This window comes from Burkholderia sp. A2, from assembly GCF_001729305.1.
GTDB classification, from domain to species: domain Bacteria; phylum Pseudomonadota; class Gammaproteobacteria; order Burkholderiales; family Burkholderiaceae; genus Burkholderia; species Burkholderia sola.
The window spans coordinates 83,942-99,943 of sequence record NZ_LZXX01000057.1 but is presented as its reverse complement, the minus strand read 5'-3'; the positions used below and the strand labels follow the sequence as shown (position 1 = coordinate 99,943).

Genomic DNA, 16,002 nt, shown 5'->3' with positions numbered 1-16,002 from the left:
GGTGCCCGGCCGCTGTGTTTCGACCCGGGTTCCGACCCGTCGATCAGCCGGCCGCGACGCGCGCAAGCCAGCTCGTCACGCCGTCGACGGAACGGAAATCCGCGAGGCTGCGCGCGGGCAACGCGGGATACGCGCCACCGGCCATCTCGGCCAGCGCGCGCCCGGGGCCGAGTTCGAGAAACGCGGTCGCGCCGGCCTCCACGCATGCGGCAAGACAGGCCGCCCACTCGACCGGCTCCGCGATCTGCCGCGCGAGCTTGTCGAGGCCCGCGTCGACATCGAGTACGGACGCGCCATCGATCCCCGAGAACAGCCGGGTGCCGGGCAACGGCCGGCGCACGCGCGTCGCGGCCAGCGTCGCGCGGAATGCCGGCACGGCCGCCGCCAGCCGACGCGTATGCGACGCGATCCGCACGCACACGGGCGCGACACGCAGCGCGCCGGCGCGCGCCGCGTCGTCGGCCACGGCGTCGACATCGGCCTGCCGCCCGGCGACCACGAACGCGTCGCCGGGGTTCGCGATCGCGATGGCCGCGTCGCGACCGTCGCACAGCTTCGCCAGTTGCGCCCGCGTCAGGCCGCGCACGAACGCCATCCGCTCGTCGCCGCCGCTCACGGCATCCATCTCGCGTGCACGCGCATCGGCCAGGTCGAGCGCATCGTGCGGGTCGATCATCCCCGCGACGCTCCACGAGCCGACCTCGCCGACGCTGTAGCCCGCGACGCAGCGCCGGCGCGGCCACGCCGCGTCGAGCAGCGCGGCCGCCGCGAGCGCCTGGAGCGTGCAGAGGATCTGCGCGACCCGGTTTTCCTGCAGCGTGTCGGGCCCGGCCTGCCGGACCCACGTGCGCGGATCTTCGCCGAGCAGCCGGCCCGCATGCGCGAACAGTGCGTCGGCCTGCGGCGCCGATCCGGTCAGATCGAACATGTCGGCGCGCTGCGCGCCTTGCCCCGAGCACAGGATGGCCAGCGTCATCGCGCATGCCCTTCGGCTTCGAGCGCATCGACGAATACGCTCATCGCGAGCAGGTCGGCCGCGCCGCCCGGGCTCAGCCGGCGCGCCACGAACGCACGATGCGCGGCCGCCGCGCGCAGCCGCCAGTCGCGCGCCCGCACGCCGCCGCGCGCGACGAACGCACGGGCGGTCGCGCGGGCGAAATCGAGGCCGTCCCGGCCGCCCCGGTGCAGCAGATTCGTGTCGTCGAGCGCGGCGATCAGCGCGAAGCACGCGGCGACGCGCGCGGCTTCCGGATCGCCCGGCAGATCGCGCCGTGCGCGGCGCAGCGCGGGCAGTCCGATCGCATACACGGTCGGGAAGCCGTCGGCGGCCTCGCGACGCGCACCGCCGACACCGTAGCGGCGGCTCGCGCGCTCGCCGTGGCTGTCCGGCAAACGCGGGCCGCCGAGGATCTCGACGCCCCAGCGGCGCGACACGAACGCACCGAGCGTCGTCCCGGCCGGCATCGCGCCCGGCATCGCGCGCCGGCCGGCGGCCGCGCACAGCAGCCCGAGGCCGAAGATCGCGCCACGATGCGTATTGACGCCGCCGGTCGCGGCGAGCATCGCGTGCTCGGCACGCAGGCCGATCTTGCGCAGCACGGCCATGTCGGCGTCGCGTGCGCCCGCGTCGGCGAGTTCCGCGAAGTACGGCCGCAGCACGGCGGCGCTGCGCGCGAACGTCGCGGCATCCATGTCCGCGTGACTGCCGGTGTCGACGTGACTGACGAGGCCCGGCTTCGGATAGGTGTCGATCTCGAGCACGAGGCTGCGCTCGGCCAGCGCGGCGACGCGCTCGGCAGCCGACGGCACCGCCACGCGGCACGCACTCCGGGCGCTCATGCCGTGCCTCCGATGAATGCATCGGCGCGCATCAATTCGACGGCCATCGCGGTCTTCACCGCGACTTCGGGCAACCGCGCGTGCAGTTCGCGCCAGTTGACGCCAGCGCCGTCGTCGCGCAGCAGTTCGCCGTCGATGCGCATCGGCGCGTGCGCGTCGATCGCCGCAAGACCGTCGAGCAGCGGCGCGAGCGACGCGGCGTCCGGCAGCGGGAACACGATGTCGAGATCGGACGATGCGCTCAGGTACGGCTCGCCGGTCAGCGCCTGCCAGGCGAGGCTGCCGAACACGCGGCCCTGCGCGCCGCAGCGCGCGCCGAGCGCATCGAGCTCGCGCAGCGGCGCATGCCACGCGGCGGGCGCGGCGGCGAGTACGTCCGCCAACGCAGGCAGCGGGCCGACCGTCGCGAGCGCGTCGGCGGCCACGTTCAGCGCGATGCGCCGCTTGCCCGCCGACGGCGGCAGCGGCAGGCCGAGCGGCACGCGACCGGCATCGGCTTCATCCGGCGACGCGCGACGCACGATCAGCGGCCACCCGCGTTCGGCCCATGCGCGCAAGAACGACTCGCCCGCGAGCGCGGGATCGCGGGCAAAGGCCGCGTCCCACCCGGCCGCCGTCAGCGTGACGAGCGTGTGGCGGCGCAGCGGCAGCTCAGCGTGCGGCACGCGCGAGTGCCTCGACGCGGGCGGCGACGTCGGTCGCGACCGGCCGGCCGCGCGCCGCGCGCCGATCGACGCGCTCGGCCGGCTTGCCGAGCCACTCGCCGACCTGTGCGTCGAGCGCGTGGGACGGATCGAGCACGGCGTCGACGGCGCCCATCTTCACGAGGTTGTCGAGCCCCGGCGCGAACACCGCTGTCGAACGCGCCATCTCCTTCAGCACGTCGATCGGCAGCTTGGTGACGCGCGACATCGACGGCAGGTCCATCACCTCGGGCTCGGCGCCCGGCACCGCGAGCAGCGTGCGGGTCGCGAGCGCGGTCGCGATGAACGCGCCCGCGGCCGTGTGACCGTACAGCACGCCGATCGTCCGGTGCCCGGCGAGATCCGCATGCATCAGGCACTTCGCGAGATGCGACAGCCCCTCGTTCAGGCCGAGCAATTCGTCGCGCTTGCTCATCCGCTGGCTGTCGCTGTCGACCAGCACGACGATCGGCGTATCGCCGCCGCGCGCGACCGTGTCGAGCACGCGCGACGCGAGCGTCAGCGCCTCGTCGATGCCGAACGGCAAGCGGTCGGTCACACCGATCACGTCGACGCGCGTGCCGGCCAGTTCCGCGTGGCCCGTCAGCAGGCCACCATTGCGCGCAATCGAATGGCCTCGGGGAAACAGCGAGTTCAGTACTTCATCGAGCGTCATGCCGCGGCTCCTGCAGTTGATCGGCGAGCTTCGCAAATTCTTGGTCGGGCATCCCGGGGATCGCTTCCGGCGCGTCGGCCCCGAGCATGCGCCACACGTCGAGCGCATCCTTGCAGCCGCCGAACCGTTCGACCCGCGCGTCGAGACGCGCCTGCTCCGCGCGCAGCATCGCCGCATCGAACGTCGGCGCGCGATCGATCAGGTCGAGCGCCGCCGCGCGGAACGCGTCCGGCGTATCGGCCACGTACCGATCGGCACCGCCGATCAGCCGCCGGTGCTTGCCGCCCATCGTGCGCCAGATCAGCGCGCGATCCTTGGAGTCGAATTCCTCGACGCCGCGATTGGTCTCGATCACTTCAGGCCCCGACACGCTGATGCGCCCCTGCTCCGACACCGCGAGCGCCGAACAGCACGCGGCGAGCAAGCCGCCGCCGCCGTAGCAGCCCGCGCGGCCGCCGATCAGCCCGATCACCGGCACGCCGGCCGCACGCGCTTCGACGAGCGCGCGCATGATCTCGGCGATCGCGAGCTCGCCCGCGTTCGCTTCCTGCAGCCGCACGCCGCCCGTATCGAACAGGATCAGCACCGGCTTGCCGACTTCACGCGCGGCACGCAGCAGCCCGGTGAGCTTCGCGCCGTGCACTTCGCCGAACGCGCCGCCCATGAAACGGCCTTCCTGCGCGGCGACGAACACCGACTTGCCGTCGAGCCGGCCGTGGCCGACCACCATCCCGTCGTCGAACTGCTGCGGCAGGCCGAACAGCGGCAGGTGCGGGCTCGTCACGCGTTCGGCCGGCCCGAGGAATTCGCCGAAACTGCCCGCGTCGAGCAGCCCGTCGATACGCTGCCGCGCCGATGCTTCATACCAGCTCGCCGCATTCGCGACGAACGCCGGTGCGTCGTGGATCGTGTCGCTCATCATGCATCCCCCTCGATCGCGCGCACGGCCTGCGCGAGCCGCAGCGACACCATGTCGGGCCGCGCGCCGCCGTCGTTGATCGACAGCTTCAGGCCGCCCGGCGTGCGCCGTTCGACGAAATCCGACACGACCGCCTGCCAGACCGCGCCGAATCCGACGGCCGCGGTGCGGATGTCGATCTCGCATTCGTTGCCCGGCAGCACGCGCTCGACGAGCACCTCGAGATTGCCGGACGCGACCACGCCGACGAGCGCCGCGGCCCGTTCGCCCTTCGCGCGTTCGCGCGCGGTGAAGCGATAGTTCAACTGTTCCATGCCCCTCTTCCTCACCAGTTGCGGAACCGGGCCGGCGGCGCATAGAGCCCGCCCGACCAGTGCACGAGATCCTTGATCGAACGCGCGGCGAGCCAGCGGCGGTCGGCGTCGAGCGGATCGATGCCGAGATCCTCCGGGCGGCGGATCACGCCGCGCTCGCGCAGCCGTTCGACCATCTTCCGGTCGCGGCCGCGGCCGACGTCCGTATAGCCGGCGACGCCGCGGATCGCGTGCTCGCGTTCGTCCTTGTCGCGGCACATCAGCAGGTTCGCGATGCCCTCCTCGGTGACGATGTGCGTGACGTCGTCGCCGTAGACCATGATCGGCGCGAGGTCGAGCTGCAGCTTGTCGGCAAGCTTCAGCGCGTCGAGCTTCTCGACGAACATCGGCACGTTCTTGTCGCCGAACGTCTCGCCGATCTGCACGACCAGCTTGCGGCCGCGCCGCAGCGCCGCCGGCGTGTCGGGGTCGGCTTCCGCGCCGGCCTTCAGCCACGGCTCGCTCGGATGGCGCCGGCCGCGCGCGTCGCTGCCCATGTTCGGCGCGCCGCCGAAGCCGGCGATGCGCTCGGCGGTAACCGTCGACGAATGGCCGGACAGGTCGATCTGCAGCGTCGAGCCGATGAACATGTCGCACGCATAGAGGCCGGCCGTCTGGCAGAACGCGCGGTTCGAGCGCAGCGACCCGTCGGGGCCCGTGAACCACACGTCGGAGCGCGCGCGGATGTAGTCGTCCATCCCGACTTCGGAGCCGAAACAGTGGATCTGCTCGACCCAGCCCGATTCGATCGCGGGAATCAGCGTCGGGTGCGGATTGAGCGCCCAGTGCGTGCACACCTTGCCCTTCAGCCCGAGCTTCGCGCCGTAGGTCGGCAGCAGCAGCTCGATCGCGGCGGTGTTGAAGCCGATCCCGTGGTTCAGGCGCTTGATCCCGTACGGCTCGTAGAGGCCCTTGATCGCGAGCATCGCGGTGAGGATCTGCGTCTCGGTGATCGCGGCCGGGTCGCGCGTGAACAGCGGCTCGACGTAGAACGGCCGGCCGGCCTCGACGACGAAATGCACGCGGTCGCCCGGGATGTCGACGCGCGGCACCTTGTCGACGATGCGGTCGACCTGCGCGATCACGATGCCGTCCTTGAACGCGGTGGCTTCGACGACGGTCGGCGTGTCCTCGGTGTTCGGGCCCGTGTACAGGTTGCCGTCGCGATCGGCGCTCACGGCCGCGATCAGCGCGACCTGCGGCGTGAGGTCGATGAAGTAGCGGGCGAACAGCTCGAGATAGGTATGCACCGCGCCGAGCGCGATCTTGCCGCCGAACAGCAGCTTCGCGATGCGCTGCGACTGCGGGCCCGAATACGCGAAGTCGAGACGCGTCGCGATGCCGCGCTCGAACACGTCGAGGTGCTCGGGCAGCACGACGCCCGACTGCACCATGTGCAGGCCGTGGATCTTGGCGCTGTCGACGTCGGCGAGCGCGGTGGCGAGCAGATCGGCCTGCTTCTGGTTGTCGCCTTCGAGGCACACGCGGTCGCCGGGCCGCAGCACCGCTTCGAGCAACGCGACGGTGTCGCGCGCGTCGACCCGCTTGCCCTGCGCGTACGCCGCGCCGGCCGCGACGCGTGCATCGCGCGCCTGCCGCGCGTGATTCCATCCGGTCATGAACAGTTCTCCGCTTCGATGGTTCAGCGGCATTCTAAGCCTGGCGCCGCCGCCGATTGATGATGTTGCAGAATGCGACTCAGAGGACGCCGCGATGGATGCGGCCCGCACGCGGGCCGCGTCGCATTGCCCTACGCGCCGACCAGCGCGCGCGTCGTGAAGAACAGCAGCGACGGCCCGAGCAGGCAGCCGACGCCGGTGTGGAACGTCGCAACCAGCGCGCCGTACGGCACGAGCCGGCGATCGGTCGCGGCGAGCCCCGCGCTCACGCCGCTGACGGTGCCGGCGAGGCCGCCGAAGATCATCGCGGAGCGCGGCGTCTTCAGGCCCATGAAGTTGGCCGCGACCGGCGTGCCGACCATCACGATGATCGCCTTCACGAGCCCCGTCGCGATGCTGAGCGCGATCACGTCGGAGCTCGCGCCGATCGCCGCGCCCGTGACGGGCCCGACGATGTAGGTGACGGCGCCCGCGCCGATCGTCGTCATGCTGACCGCGTCGGTATAGCCGAACGCGCGCGCGACGCACGCACCGACGATGAACGGCAGCACGGTGCCGAGCAGCAGCGACACGACGCCGACGAGCCCGGCCTTGCGCGCCTCGGTCGGCTGCACTTCGAACGCGGTCGCGACGATCGCGAAATCGCGCAGCATCGCACCGCCCATCAGGCCGATGCCGGCGAACAGCTTGACGTCGGCCAGCCCCTTCTCGCCACCGGTGAAGGCGCCGCCGACGTAGGCGAGCACGAGGCCGATCACGATCGCGATCGCCGAGCCGTGCACGCGGCCGAACGTGAGCTTGCGCGACGCGATCGACGACAGCCACATGATCAGGCCGACCAGCGCGAACGACGCGACGAGCCCGTTGTGGGCGACGGTTTTTTCGAGCATCTGCAGCATGGCGGCCTCCGTTATTGTTCTTCGAATTGCGGCACGCCCGCGAAGGCCGTGTCGTCGCGGCCCGTGCGCGCGAGTACCGCGATGCAGCATGCGCAGATCGCGACCGCGCCGACGGCGGCCAGCAGCGCGACCGGCCCGCCCTTGAGCGCGGCGACGACGTTCTGGTTCGCGGCCATCGCGACGACGACCGGGATATACATCGCGCCCCAGAAGCCGACGCCCGCCTCGGTCTCCTTCGGCAGCCAGCCTCGCCGGTGCAGCCACAGGCGCAGGCAGATCAGCAGCAGCATCGCGATGCCGACGCCGCCGACGTTGGTTTTCACGCCGATCGCGCTGCCGAGCAGGTCGCCGAGGAACAGTCCGGCCAGGTGGCAGAACGCCAGCAGCGCGGTTCCGTAGATGATCATGAGTCGTCTCCAGTCTCTTCGTGACGGGCGCCTGACGCGTGCGGGAGCCAGGCCCGCACGCCGATCCCGGGCGGACTGTGTGTCTCCTGCGGCGGGGCGCCGCGGCCCGGCGGCTCGTCGTGCGAGCGCGTTCTCGGGGTCGATGGGATGATGCGGGTTCGGGCCGGACGCCGGATGGCTTAGACTGATCGATGCAGCCGGCGGCGCGACACGGGCTACGCGTCCGGTGCCCCTCGTTCGCGGAGGCCGCACTGGCGCGTGATCCGATACTAGCGCCGCAAAATCCGGCCATTTATGAAGTTGTCGAAACCGATTCAGTGGATTTAGCAATGCGTCCGTTACCGCCCGAATTGCTGCGCAGCTTCGTCGCCGTCGCCCAGTCCGGCAGCTTCACCGCCGCGTCCGAGCGCGTGAACCTGTCGCAGTCGACCGTCAGCCAGCATATCCGCCGGCTCGAGGAGCTGCTCGACCGGCCGCTGTTCGAGCGCGACACGCGCAACGTGCACCTGTCGCAGCACGGCGACGCGCTGTTCCGCTACGCGGTGCGCATCCTCGAACTGATGGACGAGGCCGTCACGTCGGTATGCGGGCCGCCGCTGTCGGGCAAGGTGCGGCTCGCGATGTCGGAGGATTTCGCGTCGGCGCACCTGACGGCCGCGCTCGCGAGCTTCGTGCAGCGCAACCCGGACGTCGAGCTCGCGATCTCGACCGGACTGTCGGGCGACCTGTTCGACGCGCTCGACGAGGGCCGGCACGATCTCGTGTTCGCGAAACGCATCGCCGGCAGCCGGCGCGGCCGCGTGATCCGCAGCGAACCGCTGTACTGGTGCACCGGCCCCGATTCGCGGATCACCGGCCACGAGGCCGTGCTGCCGCTCGCGATGCATCCGGAGCCGAGCGTGTCGCGCCGCCGCGTGCTCGAATCGCTCGAGGCCATCGGGCGGCCGTACCGGATCGCCGTCGTGAGCAGCAGCATCGCGGTGCTGCGGGCGGCCGCGAGCGCAGGGCTCGGCGTCAGCGCATTCGCCGGCTACGTGATCCCGGCCGGGCTCGCGCGGCTCGACGCGGGGCTGCCGGAACTCGGCGAACTCGAATACGTGATCGATCGCCCGGCGGCCGCGTCGCGCTCGACGCTCGCGCTGGAAGCCACGTTGATCACGGCGGCGGCCGAGCTGTAACGGCACTGCGCGCGGGCGCGACCGCACCTGACAGCTTTGCCCGGAACGCGTCATCGTCCGCGCAGCACCCGCTCGCGACAATGGGCCCCATCCGGACGCACCGCGCATCGCCGCGCGCGCCGGTACCCCGTCCCCTCGATCGGAGCCCGCCATGAACAACGCCCTGCGATTCGCCGTCGCGACCGCTGCAGCCGCCTTGCTGTCCCCCGCCTTTGCCCAGACCGACGCGTCGGCCCCCTCACAACAGGGCCTGACGCGCGCCGAAGTCATCGACCAGCTCAAGCAAGCCTATCTCGACGGCGAACTGCCGACGAACGACGGCAACTACCCGCCGAACGCCGCGACCCGTGCACGCAACCGCGAACTCGTGCAGGCCGTGAGCCCCGCCTGGCTGGCCCACGTGCCGCCCGCCAGCCAGGCGACGTCGCAGCAATGACCGGCGCCGCCGTCGCGCCGGCGCGACGGGATCGGGATCAGGGCAGGAAGCTGCGGCGCCGCGCGTCGATCAGTTCGACGAGCAACCGGTCGCGCTCCGCCGCCAGTTCCTGCATCGAGCGCTCGCCCTGGATCGCGCGCAGCTCGTCGGTCAGCTTGCGATCGACTTCCGGATCGAACGACGGCGCGCCGAGGTCGTCCCACCAGCTCGTGATCGGCCCCGACAGGTGTTCGAGGAAATGCGCGATCCCGCCCGCGCCGCCGCCGAGGTGATAGGTCAGACACTGCCCCATCAGCCCCCAGCGCAGGCCGGGCCCCCACGCGACGGCCTTGTCCGCATCGGCGACGCTCACGACGCCTTCGCCGACGAGGTGATACACCTCGCGGAACAGCGCGGCCGCGAGCCGGTTCGCGACGTGGCCGGTCATCTCCTTGTTCAGCACGATCGTCTGCTTGCCGAGCGCATCGTAGAACTGCTTCACGCGCGCGATCACGTCGTGGGCGGTCGCGTCGCCGCCGACCAGCTCGACGAGCGGGATCAGGTGCGGCGGATTGAACGGATGCGCGATCAGGCAGCGCTCCGGATGCTTCGCGCACGCGGTCTGGATATCGGACATCTTCAGGCCCGACGAACTCGACGCGATCGGCACGTGCGCGGGCAACACGTCGTCCATCTGCCGGTAAAGCGCGCGCTTCAGGTCGAGCCGCTCGGGGCCGTTCTCCTGCACGAAGTCGACGCCGTCCAGCGCGCGCACGAGATCGGCGTCGAACGACAGCCGCGCGGAAAGTTCGGCGGCCCGCTCGCCGAGGAAGGCGGCAAGCGCGTCGCGCAGCCGCGCATCGGCTTGCGGCGCCGGGTCGGTCGCGACGACGTCGAAGCCTTGCGTCAGGTAGAAAGCGGCCCAGCTCGCGCCGATCACGCCGGCGCCGACGATCGCGATACGTCGAATGTCCATGGTTGTCCCGTGTAGTTTGGTCTGCGGATATGCCGCGGCGATTGTCGCATCGAATCCCCCGCGCACGCGTCGACGCGGATTGCATCTTGCCTCTTGAAATGCGCGGCGACGGCCACTAATTAAGCGTCGGCTGGCAGTGCCGCATGCAACGCACCGCCCCCGTATCGACCCCGTGGAGCCACCCGTCGCGCCCGCCGCAGGCGTCGCGCCGTCACGTCTCCCGCGTTCCCTGTTCAGGAGGACCAACATGAGCGGTATCCATCACGGCTATGACCTGTTCGACGAATTCGCCCGCCTGCAGCGGCAGATGACGAGCCTGCTCGGCGAACGTCCGTCCGGCATCCGCGCGGGGCGCGCCGGTACGTTTCCCGCACTCAACGTCGGCGCGACCGACGACGCGATCGAGATCGTCGCGTTCGCGCCCGGCATGGCCGCGGCCGACTTCGACGTGTCGATCGACAAGGATCTGCTGACGATCAGCGGCGAGCGCAAACCGGCGCCGCGCACCGAGGGCGACGACGTACGCACGTATGCGCAGGAGCGCTTTCACGGCGCGTTCCGCCGCGTGGTCGAACTGCCGCGCGACGCGGACCCCGACCAGGTCAGCGCCCGCTACGAGAACGGCTGCCTGCTGATTCGCGTCGGCCGGCGCGAAGCATCGAAGCCGCGTGCGATCACCATTCAGTAATCTTCAGGATACCGACATGAACACGAACCCGACCCTGGCCGAACGCCAACCGAGCACCGTTCACGCTGCCGCCGCCGAAGCCGTGCGCCGGCCCGCGATCACCCCGTCCGTCGACATCGTCGAGGACGCGCGCGGCGTCACGCTGCGGGCCGATCTGCCCGGCGTGCCGCGCGAGAACCTCGACGTGAAGGTGCACGACACGACGCTGACGATCGAAGCCGCGACGCATATCGACACGCCGGCCGATCTGCGCGTGCGACACGCGGAAGTGCGCGCGACGCGCTATGCACGGTCGTTCGTGCTGAGCGCCGATCTCGACACGTCGAGGATCGACGCGAACCTGCGTGACGGCGTGCTGACGCTGACGATCCCGCGCCGCGAGGAAACGCGTCCGCGCCGCATCGACGTGACGGTCGGCAACGCGTAAGGGCCGACGCGTGTCCTGACGCGACGCGCATGAAAAAGCCCCGCTCCGGCACGATGCCGGGCGAGGCTTTTTTTGCATCGGGCCGCGCGCGCTCAGGCGCGCGGACGGCAGCTTCAATCGAAATCGAACAGATCGAACACCGACTTCTTGCGGCGCCGGCCGTCGTGCCGGTATCGCTCGTCGTGCGAGCGGCCGTCGCGCCCCCAGCCGTCGCCGCGCTCGCGCGGCGCGTGCGCATCGTGTTGCGCCGGCGCGGCGTCGCGGCGAGCCGGCGCGTCACCAGTTTCGCGGGCGATCAGCTTGTCGAGTTCGCCGCGATCGAGCCACACGCCGCGGCAGGTCGGACAGTAGTCGATCTCGATCGACTGGCGCTCGGCCATCAGCAGGTCGGGCGTCTTGCAGACAGGACATTTCATCGCATTTCTCCTTTCCGTGCGAATGTCATCCGGATTCCGTATGAGGCGCGCGAGCCGCCGCGGCGGCCGGCGTCACGCGCGCCGGCTCAGTCGCGCGCCACGTGCGCGGCCCGCTTCGCCTTCGCGCGCCGCGCCAGCATGTTCATGCCCTCGACGAACGCCGAGAACGCCATCGCCGCGTAGATGTACCCCTTCGGCACGTGCGAACCGAACCCTTCGGCGATCAGCGTCATGCCGATCACGACCAGGAACGACAGCGCGAGCATCACGATCGTCGGGTTGCGGTCGATGAAGCGTGCGAGCGGCTGCGCGGCGAACAGCATCACGCTCACGGCGATGATCACGGCGACGAACATGATCGGAACGTGCTCGGTCATGCCGATCGCGGTCACGATGCTGTCGATCGAGAACACGATGTCGAGCATCACGATCTGGCCGATCGCGGCCCACATCGTCAGGCCGGCCGCGCCGGCGGCCCCGCCCGCGCCGTCGCCGTCGTGCGACACGTGGTGATGGATCTCGGTGGTCGCCTTCCACACGAGGAACAGGCCGCCCGACAGCAGGATCATGTCGCGCCACGAGAACGCATGGGCGAACAGCGTGAACACGGGTTCGGTCAGGCTCGCGATCCACGCGACGCTGCCGAGCAGCGCGAGGCGCATCACCAGCGCGAGCGCGATGCCGAGGCGCTGCGTGCGGGCGCGCTGCGCTTCGGGCAGCTTGTTGCTGAGGATCGAGATGAAGATCAGGTTGTCGATGCCGAGCACGACTTCCATCACGACGAGCGTCAGGAGCGCGGCCCAGACGGCGGGGTCGGTGGCAAGCGTCAGCAGGTAGTCCATGGGATGGGCCGATACGAAAGTGGAAAGCCTGATGATATGACGACCCGCACTTCGGAAAAATCAGCGAGAATCTGACTTCAAGTTCGGTTTTTTCGATATGTCGCGCTCCAATGCTGAATTTTCGCCATCTGTACTATTTCTGGGTCGTCGTGAAGGAAGGCGGCTTCGCGCGCGCGGCCGGCCGGCTGGACATGGCCGTGCAGACGATCAGCGCGCAGGTGCGCGAGCTGGAGAAAGCGCTCGGGCACCCGTTGCTGCGCCCGGCCGGGCGCGGCGTCGCGATGACCGACGCCGGGCAGGCCGCCTTTGCGCGCGCGGAAATCATCTTCGAAATGGGCCGGCTGATTCCCGACGACGTGCGCGCGGCGGCCAGCCAGCCGACCGTGCGGCTCGCGGTCGGCCTCGCGGACGGCATCTCCAAGCTCGCCGCGCACGCGATCCTGGCCCCGGTGCTCGACACGCCCACGCTGCGGCTGTTGTGTCACGAAGGCGAGCACGACGCGCTGCTCGCGGAACTCGCGCTGCACCACCTGGATCTCGTGCTGGCCGGTCAAGGCGCGCCGTCCGGGTCGAACCTGCGCGTGACGAGCGAGCGGCTCGTCGCGTCGCCGGTCGACTGGTACGGGCCCGCGGCGCTCGTCACGCCGGCCGCGCGGCAGCGCTTTCCGCACTGCCTGGCCGAGCTTCCGGTGCTGCTGCCGACCGCGCATTCGGCATTGCGCGTGCGTCTCGACGTGTGGCTGGAAAGCGAGCGGATCATGCCGCGCGTGGCCGGCGAGTTCGAGGACAGCGCGCTGATGGCCGTGTTCGCGGCGCGCGGCCTCGGCGTGTTTCCGCTGAGCGAACTCGGCGCGAACGATGCGTCGCTGCTGCGCGGGCTCAGGCGGCTCGGGCGCGCGGGCGACGTGACCGAGGAGATCCACGCGATCCGCTCCCGGCGCGGCGAACATCATCCGCTGACGGCGCAATTGCTGGCCGCGCCGCGCGGCGCGCCGGTCGACTGAAGCGAGCGCGACATCAAACGAAACTATAATGTCGCCCCGGCCATACGAGATGTGCGCCGCATCAATCCGGGCACTCCCCTTGCGCCGCCTCTCGCCGAGCCTTCTGAAAGACGCCATGCACAACCGATTTCGCCTGTTTTCCGTTTCGTGCGCGCTCGCGGCCGCGACCGTGCTGGTGGCATGCTCGTCGCCGCCCAAGCCGATCTACCAGCAGGAACAGTTCGACGCGGCCACCAGCCCGTACGCGCATACGTTCCACGCGAAATCCGACGCGGCCTGCGAGGCCGCGCGGCGCGCGCTGCTGAGCCAGGGCTACGTGGTGTCGTCATCGCGCAACGACGCGGTCGACGGCAGCAAGAATTTCCAGCCGAGCAACGACATGCACGTCGTGATCGAGTTTCACGTCGTGTGCGCGGACGCGACCGCGGACGGCGCGTCGAGCATCGCGTACGTGAACGCGGTGCAGGACCGCTATACGCTGAAGAAATCGAATACGTCGGCCAGCGTGGGCCTCAGCGTGTTCGGCTCGCTGTCGCTGCCGATCGGGTCGAGCGACGACGCGCTCGTCAAGACCGCGAGCGAGACGATTCCCGCCGGCGTGTTCTATGAGCGCTTCTTCACGCTCGTCGACCATTTCCTGAAGATCGATCCGGCGCGCCGCGACCGCGCGACCGTGAAGGCCGCCGAGAAGGAGCCCGTTGCGCCGCTGCCGGAGCCGGCGCCGACCCCGCAGGGCGAACCGATGAAGATGACGACGCCGGTCGTGCCGACGCCGCCCGCGGCGCCGGTGCCGCTTTCGGCGACGGGTGTCGCGCCGGGTTCGGGCGCGAATGCCGTGCCGGCCGCGGCATCGGCCGTCGCGGCGCCGGCTGCGATGCGCGCTGCGGCGCCGACGACGGCGTCCGGGCCGGTGCCGGCTTCGGGAGCGGCCCCCGCGGCGGCTTCGGCACCCGCGCCGGCTTCGGCTGCTGGCCCGGCGCCTGTGTCGCCCCCTGCGCCGGCTCCCGCTTCGGCTGCTGCGCCGGCTTCGGCGCCTAAGCCGGTTTCCGGTCCGGCAACCGCGCCCGCACCTTCGTCGACCTCCGGTTCGACGGCCGCGCCGGCTTCCGCGCCCGCGTCTGCTTCGGCGCCAGCGGCAGCAGCGGCCACCGTTACGCCGTCCTCGTCCTCGTCCTCGTCCTCGTCCTCGGCCGCGTCTTTGTCAGCGACATCCACGTCCGCATCGACCTCGGCATCGCCGCCGTCAAGCGCATCGCCTGCGCCGGCTGCCGCCAACCCCGTCGCATCGTCCACGCCGTCCGGCGTGGGCGCACCCACCGCAAATTGATCGCGCTCCCGTACCGTTGCGCCCGGCCGCATGCGGCGCGGCGCGACGGTACGTCGCCCTTCCGCATGATTCCCTGAGGTCGTTTCCGCCCATCCGGCCGTGCGCCGGCCGCGTATGTCCGGGCGGGATTGACGGTAAGGCAACGTCGACGCGTGACGGTTCGCCATGCACGCGCCAGGCTCGCCGTCACCGCGCGCGACAATCGCAAGCGATCCGCCGTCCCGCGACCGCGCTGCTCGTCGGCGCCCGCGCCTACCGCAACGTCGCGCGCAGCGTCTGCAGATCCTCGACGGTCGTGGTCACGCCGCCGCAGACGATCACAGCGATGTCCGCGGCCGACGCGAGCACCGGCACCGGCCGCTCCAGTGCGGCCAGCGCCGCGCCGCACGCGGGCTCGACGACGATCCTGTGTTCGTCGAGAAACCGCAGCGACGCAGCCACCGCGTCGGCATCGGACACGACGACCGGATGGATCGCGTGGCGTGTCGCCCATTCGACCGCCGCGTCGCACGGCCGCTTCGCGCCGAGCGTCGTCGCGATGCTCGAGATGGCCGCCAGTTCGACCGGGCGCCCCTGCGCGATCGAGCGCGCATAGCAGTCGGCGCCTTTCGTTTCAGCGGCGACGACCGGCACGTCGTGCCAGCCGTTGCGCGCGAGCCCTTCGAGCACGCCGCACAGCAGACCGCCGCCGCCGACCGCGAGCACGACCGCGTCGGGTTTCGGGCCGGCCGCCGCCATCTCGTCGATCATCGTCGCGTGGCCGTCCCACAGCGCCCGATCGTCGAACGGATGCACGAACGCGTCGTGCGCGTCGAGCCCCGACTGCGCGAACGCGTTCGCCTCGGCCCAGCTCGCGCCGTGCACGACGAGTTCCGCGCCTTCGACGCGGATCAGCTCGCGCGCCCGCGCCGATGTGCTTTCCGGCACGACGACGCGCACCGGCACGCCGAGCTCGCGGCCGCAGTACGCGACCGCGATGCCCGCGTTGCCGCCCGACGACGACACGAATCGCCGCGCGCCGGCGGCGTGCCGTGCCTCGCAGACGGCGCCGACGCCGCGCAGTTTGAACGAACCCGACGGCTGCAGCGCCTCGAGCTTCAGCCGGATGGACGTGCCGAGCCGGCGGGACGCGATCGGCGAGCGGATATAAGGGGTCGGGATATGAAGCGGCATGGGACGGAACGCAATGAGGAAGGGAGGAAACGCACGCGACGCGCGACGACGCGAATGCGGCAATGACGGTCATCGTACGGCAGGCCCGCCATGCTTTCCAATACCATCGGATGGCTTTTGCTATGCTTCACAGGCATATCCACACCCCAGACCCGACACCG

At 70.8% G+C, this 16,002-nt stretch carries 19 protein-coding genes; 6 read left to right on the top strand and 13 right to left on the bottom strand.

What is annotated here, in order from left to right; genetic code table 11:
• Window positions 1-43 precede the first annotated feature (43 nt).
• The 9 genes from A9Z05_RS04730 to madL form a co-directional block, all read right to left on the bottom strand.
• Window positions 44-976, bottom strand: coding sequence for an acyltransferase domain-containing protein (locus A9Z05_RS04730; RefSeq protein ID WP_069617095.1), 933 nt, complete (start codon window positions 974-976; stop codon window positions 44-46).
• Window positions 973-1,839, bottom strand: coding sequence for a triphosphoribosyl-dephospho-CoA synthase MdcB (mdcB, locus tag A9Z05_RS04725; protein WP_069617094.1), 867 nt, complete (start codon window positions 1,837-1,839; stop codon window positions 973-975). The genes A9Z05_RS04730 and mdcB overlap by 4 nt, the downstream gene beginning before the upstream one ends.
• Window positions 1,836-2,504: a malonate decarboxylase holo-[acyl-carrier-protein] synthase gene (mdcG, locus tag A9Z05_RS04720; protein ID WP_069617093.1), complete on the bottom strand. Its 669-nt coding sequence runs from the start codon at window positions 2,502-2,504 to the stop codon at window positions 1,836-1,838. The genes mdcB and mdcG overlap by 4 nt, the downstream gene beginning before the upstream one ends.
• Window positions 2,491-3,198: a biotin-independent malonate decarboxylase subunit gamma gene (gene mdcE / locus A9Z05_RS04715; protein ID WP_069617092.1), complete on the bottom strand. Its 708-nt coding sequence runs from the start codon at window positions 3,196-3,198 to the stop codon at window positions 2,491-2,493. Before mdcE ends, mdcG begins: the two co-directional genes overlap by 14 nt.
• A complete protein-coding gene (locus A9Z05_RS04710; RefSeq protein WP_069617091.1) occupies window positions 3,185-4,120 on the bottom strand; it encodes a biotin-independent malonate decarboxylase subunit beta in 936 nt (311 codons plus the stop codon). Before A9Z05_RS04710 ends, mdcE begins: the two co-directional genes overlap by 14 nt.
• Window positions 4,117-4,431 (bottom strand): malonate decarboxylase acyl carrier protein, encoded by a 315-nt coding sequence (gene mdcC, locus A9Z05_RS04705; RefSeq protein ID WP_069617090.1) that lies wholly within the window; start codon window positions 4,429-4,431, stop codon window positions 4,117-4,119. Before mdcC ends, A9Z05_RS04710 begins: the two co-directional genes overlap by 4 nt.
• 11 nt (window positions 4,432-4,442) lie before the next feature.
• A complete protein-coding gene (gene mdcA / locus A9Z05_RS04700) occupies window positions 4,443-6,089 on the bottom strand; it encodes a malonate decarboxylase subunit alpha (RefSeq protein WP_069617089.1) in 1,647 nt (548 codons plus the stop codon).
• Between the two features lie 131 nt (window positions 6,090-6,220).
• On the bottom strand, window positions 6,221-6,988 hold the full coding sequence (gene madM, locus A9Z05_RS04695; protein WP_027808885.1) for a malonate transporter subunit MadM: 768 nt from the start codon (window positions 6,986-6,988) through the stop codon (window positions 6,221-6,223).
• A gap of 11 nt (window positions 6,989-6,999) precedes the next feature.
• Window positions 7,000-7,395, bottom strand: a complete 396-nt coding sequence (madL, locus tag A9Z05_RS04690) for a malonate transporter subunit MadL (protein ID WP_006485307.1) — start codon at window positions 7,393-7,395, stop codon at window positions 7,000-7,002.
• A 329-nt stretch (window positions 7,396-7,724) separates the two neighbouring features.
• Between madL and A9Z05_RS04685 the strand changes: the two genes are divergently transcribed.
• Both A9Z05_RS04685 and A9Z05_RS04680 read left to right on the top strand, forming a co-directional pair.
• Complete coding sequence (locus A9Z05_RS04685; protein WP_069617088.1) at window positions 7,725-8,573, top strand: LysR substrate-binding domain-containing protein; 849 nt, start codon at window positions 7,725-7,727, stop codon at window positions 8,571-8,573.
• A gap of 151 nt (window positions 8,574-8,724) precedes the next feature.
• Window positions 8,725-9,009 (top strand): DUF4148 domain-containing protein, encoded by a 285-nt coding sequence (locus A9Z05_RS04680; protein ID WP_069617087.1) that lies wholly within the window; start codon window positions 8,725-8,727, stop codon window positions 9,007-9,009.
• A gap of 37 nt (window positions 9,010-9,046) precedes the next feature.
• Here A9Z05_RS04680 and A9Z05_RS04675 read toward each other — a convergent pair whose 3' ends face one another.
• A complete protein-coding gene (locus tag A9Z05_RS04675) occupies window positions 9,047-9,964 on the bottom strand; it encodes a 3-hydroxyacyl-CoA dehydrogenase NAD-binding domain-containing protein (RefSeq protein ID WP_069617086.1) in 918 nt (305 codons plus the stop codon).
• A 247-nt stretch (window positions 9,965-10,211) separates the two neighbouring features.
• On the opposite strand from A9Z05_RS04675, the gene A9Z05_RS04670 reads away from it, so the two are divergent.
• Both A9Z05_RS04670 and A9Z05_RS04665 read left to right on the top strand, forming a co-directional pair.
• Window positions 10,212-10,652: an Hsp20/alpha crystallin family protein gene (locus A9Z05_RS04670; RefSeq protein WP_069617085.1), complete on the top strand. Its 441-nt coding sequence runs from the start codon at window positions 10,212-10,214 to the stop codon at window positions 10,650-10,652.
• Between the two features lie 16 nt (window positions 10,653-10,668).
• The gene (locus tag A9Z05_RS04665) at window positions 10,669-11,079 is read left to right on the top strand and encodes an Hsp20/alpha crystallin family protein (protein WP_069617084.1); all 411 of its coding nucleotides are present in this window, start codon (window positions 10,669-10,671) and stop codon (window positions 11,077-11,079) included.
• A gap of 113 nt (window positions 11,080-11,192) precedes the next feature.
• On the opposite strand, the gene A9Z05_RS04660 is transcribed toward A9Z05_RS04665, so the two are convergent.
• Both A9Z05_RS04660 and A9Z05_RS04655 read right to left on the bottom strand, forming a co-directional pair.
• The gene (locus tag A9Z05_RS04660) at window positions 11,193-11,495 is read right to left on the bottom strand and encodes a zf-TFIIB domain-containing protein (RefSeq protein WP_069617083.1); all 303 of its coding nucleotides are present in this window, start codon (window positions 11,493-11,495) and stop codon (window positions 11,193-11,195) included.
• A gap of 86 nt (window positions 11,496-11,581) precedes the next feature.
• Window positions 11,582-12,337 carry a TerC family protein gene (locus tag A9Z05_RS04655; protein ID WP_069617082.1) on the bottom strand — a complete coding sequence of 252 codons (756 nt, stop codon included), beginning with the start codon at window positions 12,335-12,337 and terminating at the stop codon, window positions 11,582-11,584.
• A gap of 110 nt (window positions 12,338-12,447) precedes the next feature.
• Between A9Z05_RS04655 and A9Z05_RS04650 the strand changes: the two genes are divergently transcribed.
• Together A9Z05_RS04650 and A9Z05_RS04645 are read left to right on the top strand one after the other, a co-directional pair.
• On the top strand, window positions 12,448-13,341 hold the full coding sequence (locus A9Z05_RS04650; protein WP_069617081.1) for a LysR family transcriptional regulator: 894 nt from the start codon (window positions 12,448-12,450) through the stop codon (window positions 13,339-13,341).
• Window positions 13,342-13,456: 115 nt separating this feature from the next.
• Window positions 13,457-14,668, top strand: a complete 1,212-nt coding sequence (locus tag A9Z05_RS04645; RefSeq protein WP_069617080.1) for a DUF2242 domain-containing protein — start codon at window positions 13,457-13,459, stop codon at window positions 14,666-14,668.
• 252 nt (window positions 14,669-14,920) lie between these two features.
• Here the strand turns inward: A9Z05_RS04645 and A9Z05_RS04640 are convergent, their stop codons facing one another.
• Window positions 14,921-15,841, bottom strand: coding sequence for a pyridoxal-phosphate dependent enzyme (locus A9Z05_RS04640; protein ID WP_069617079.1), 921 nt, complete (start codon window positions 15,839-15,841; stop codon window positions 14,921-14,923).
• Window positions 15,842-16,002: the final 161 nt, after the last annotated feature.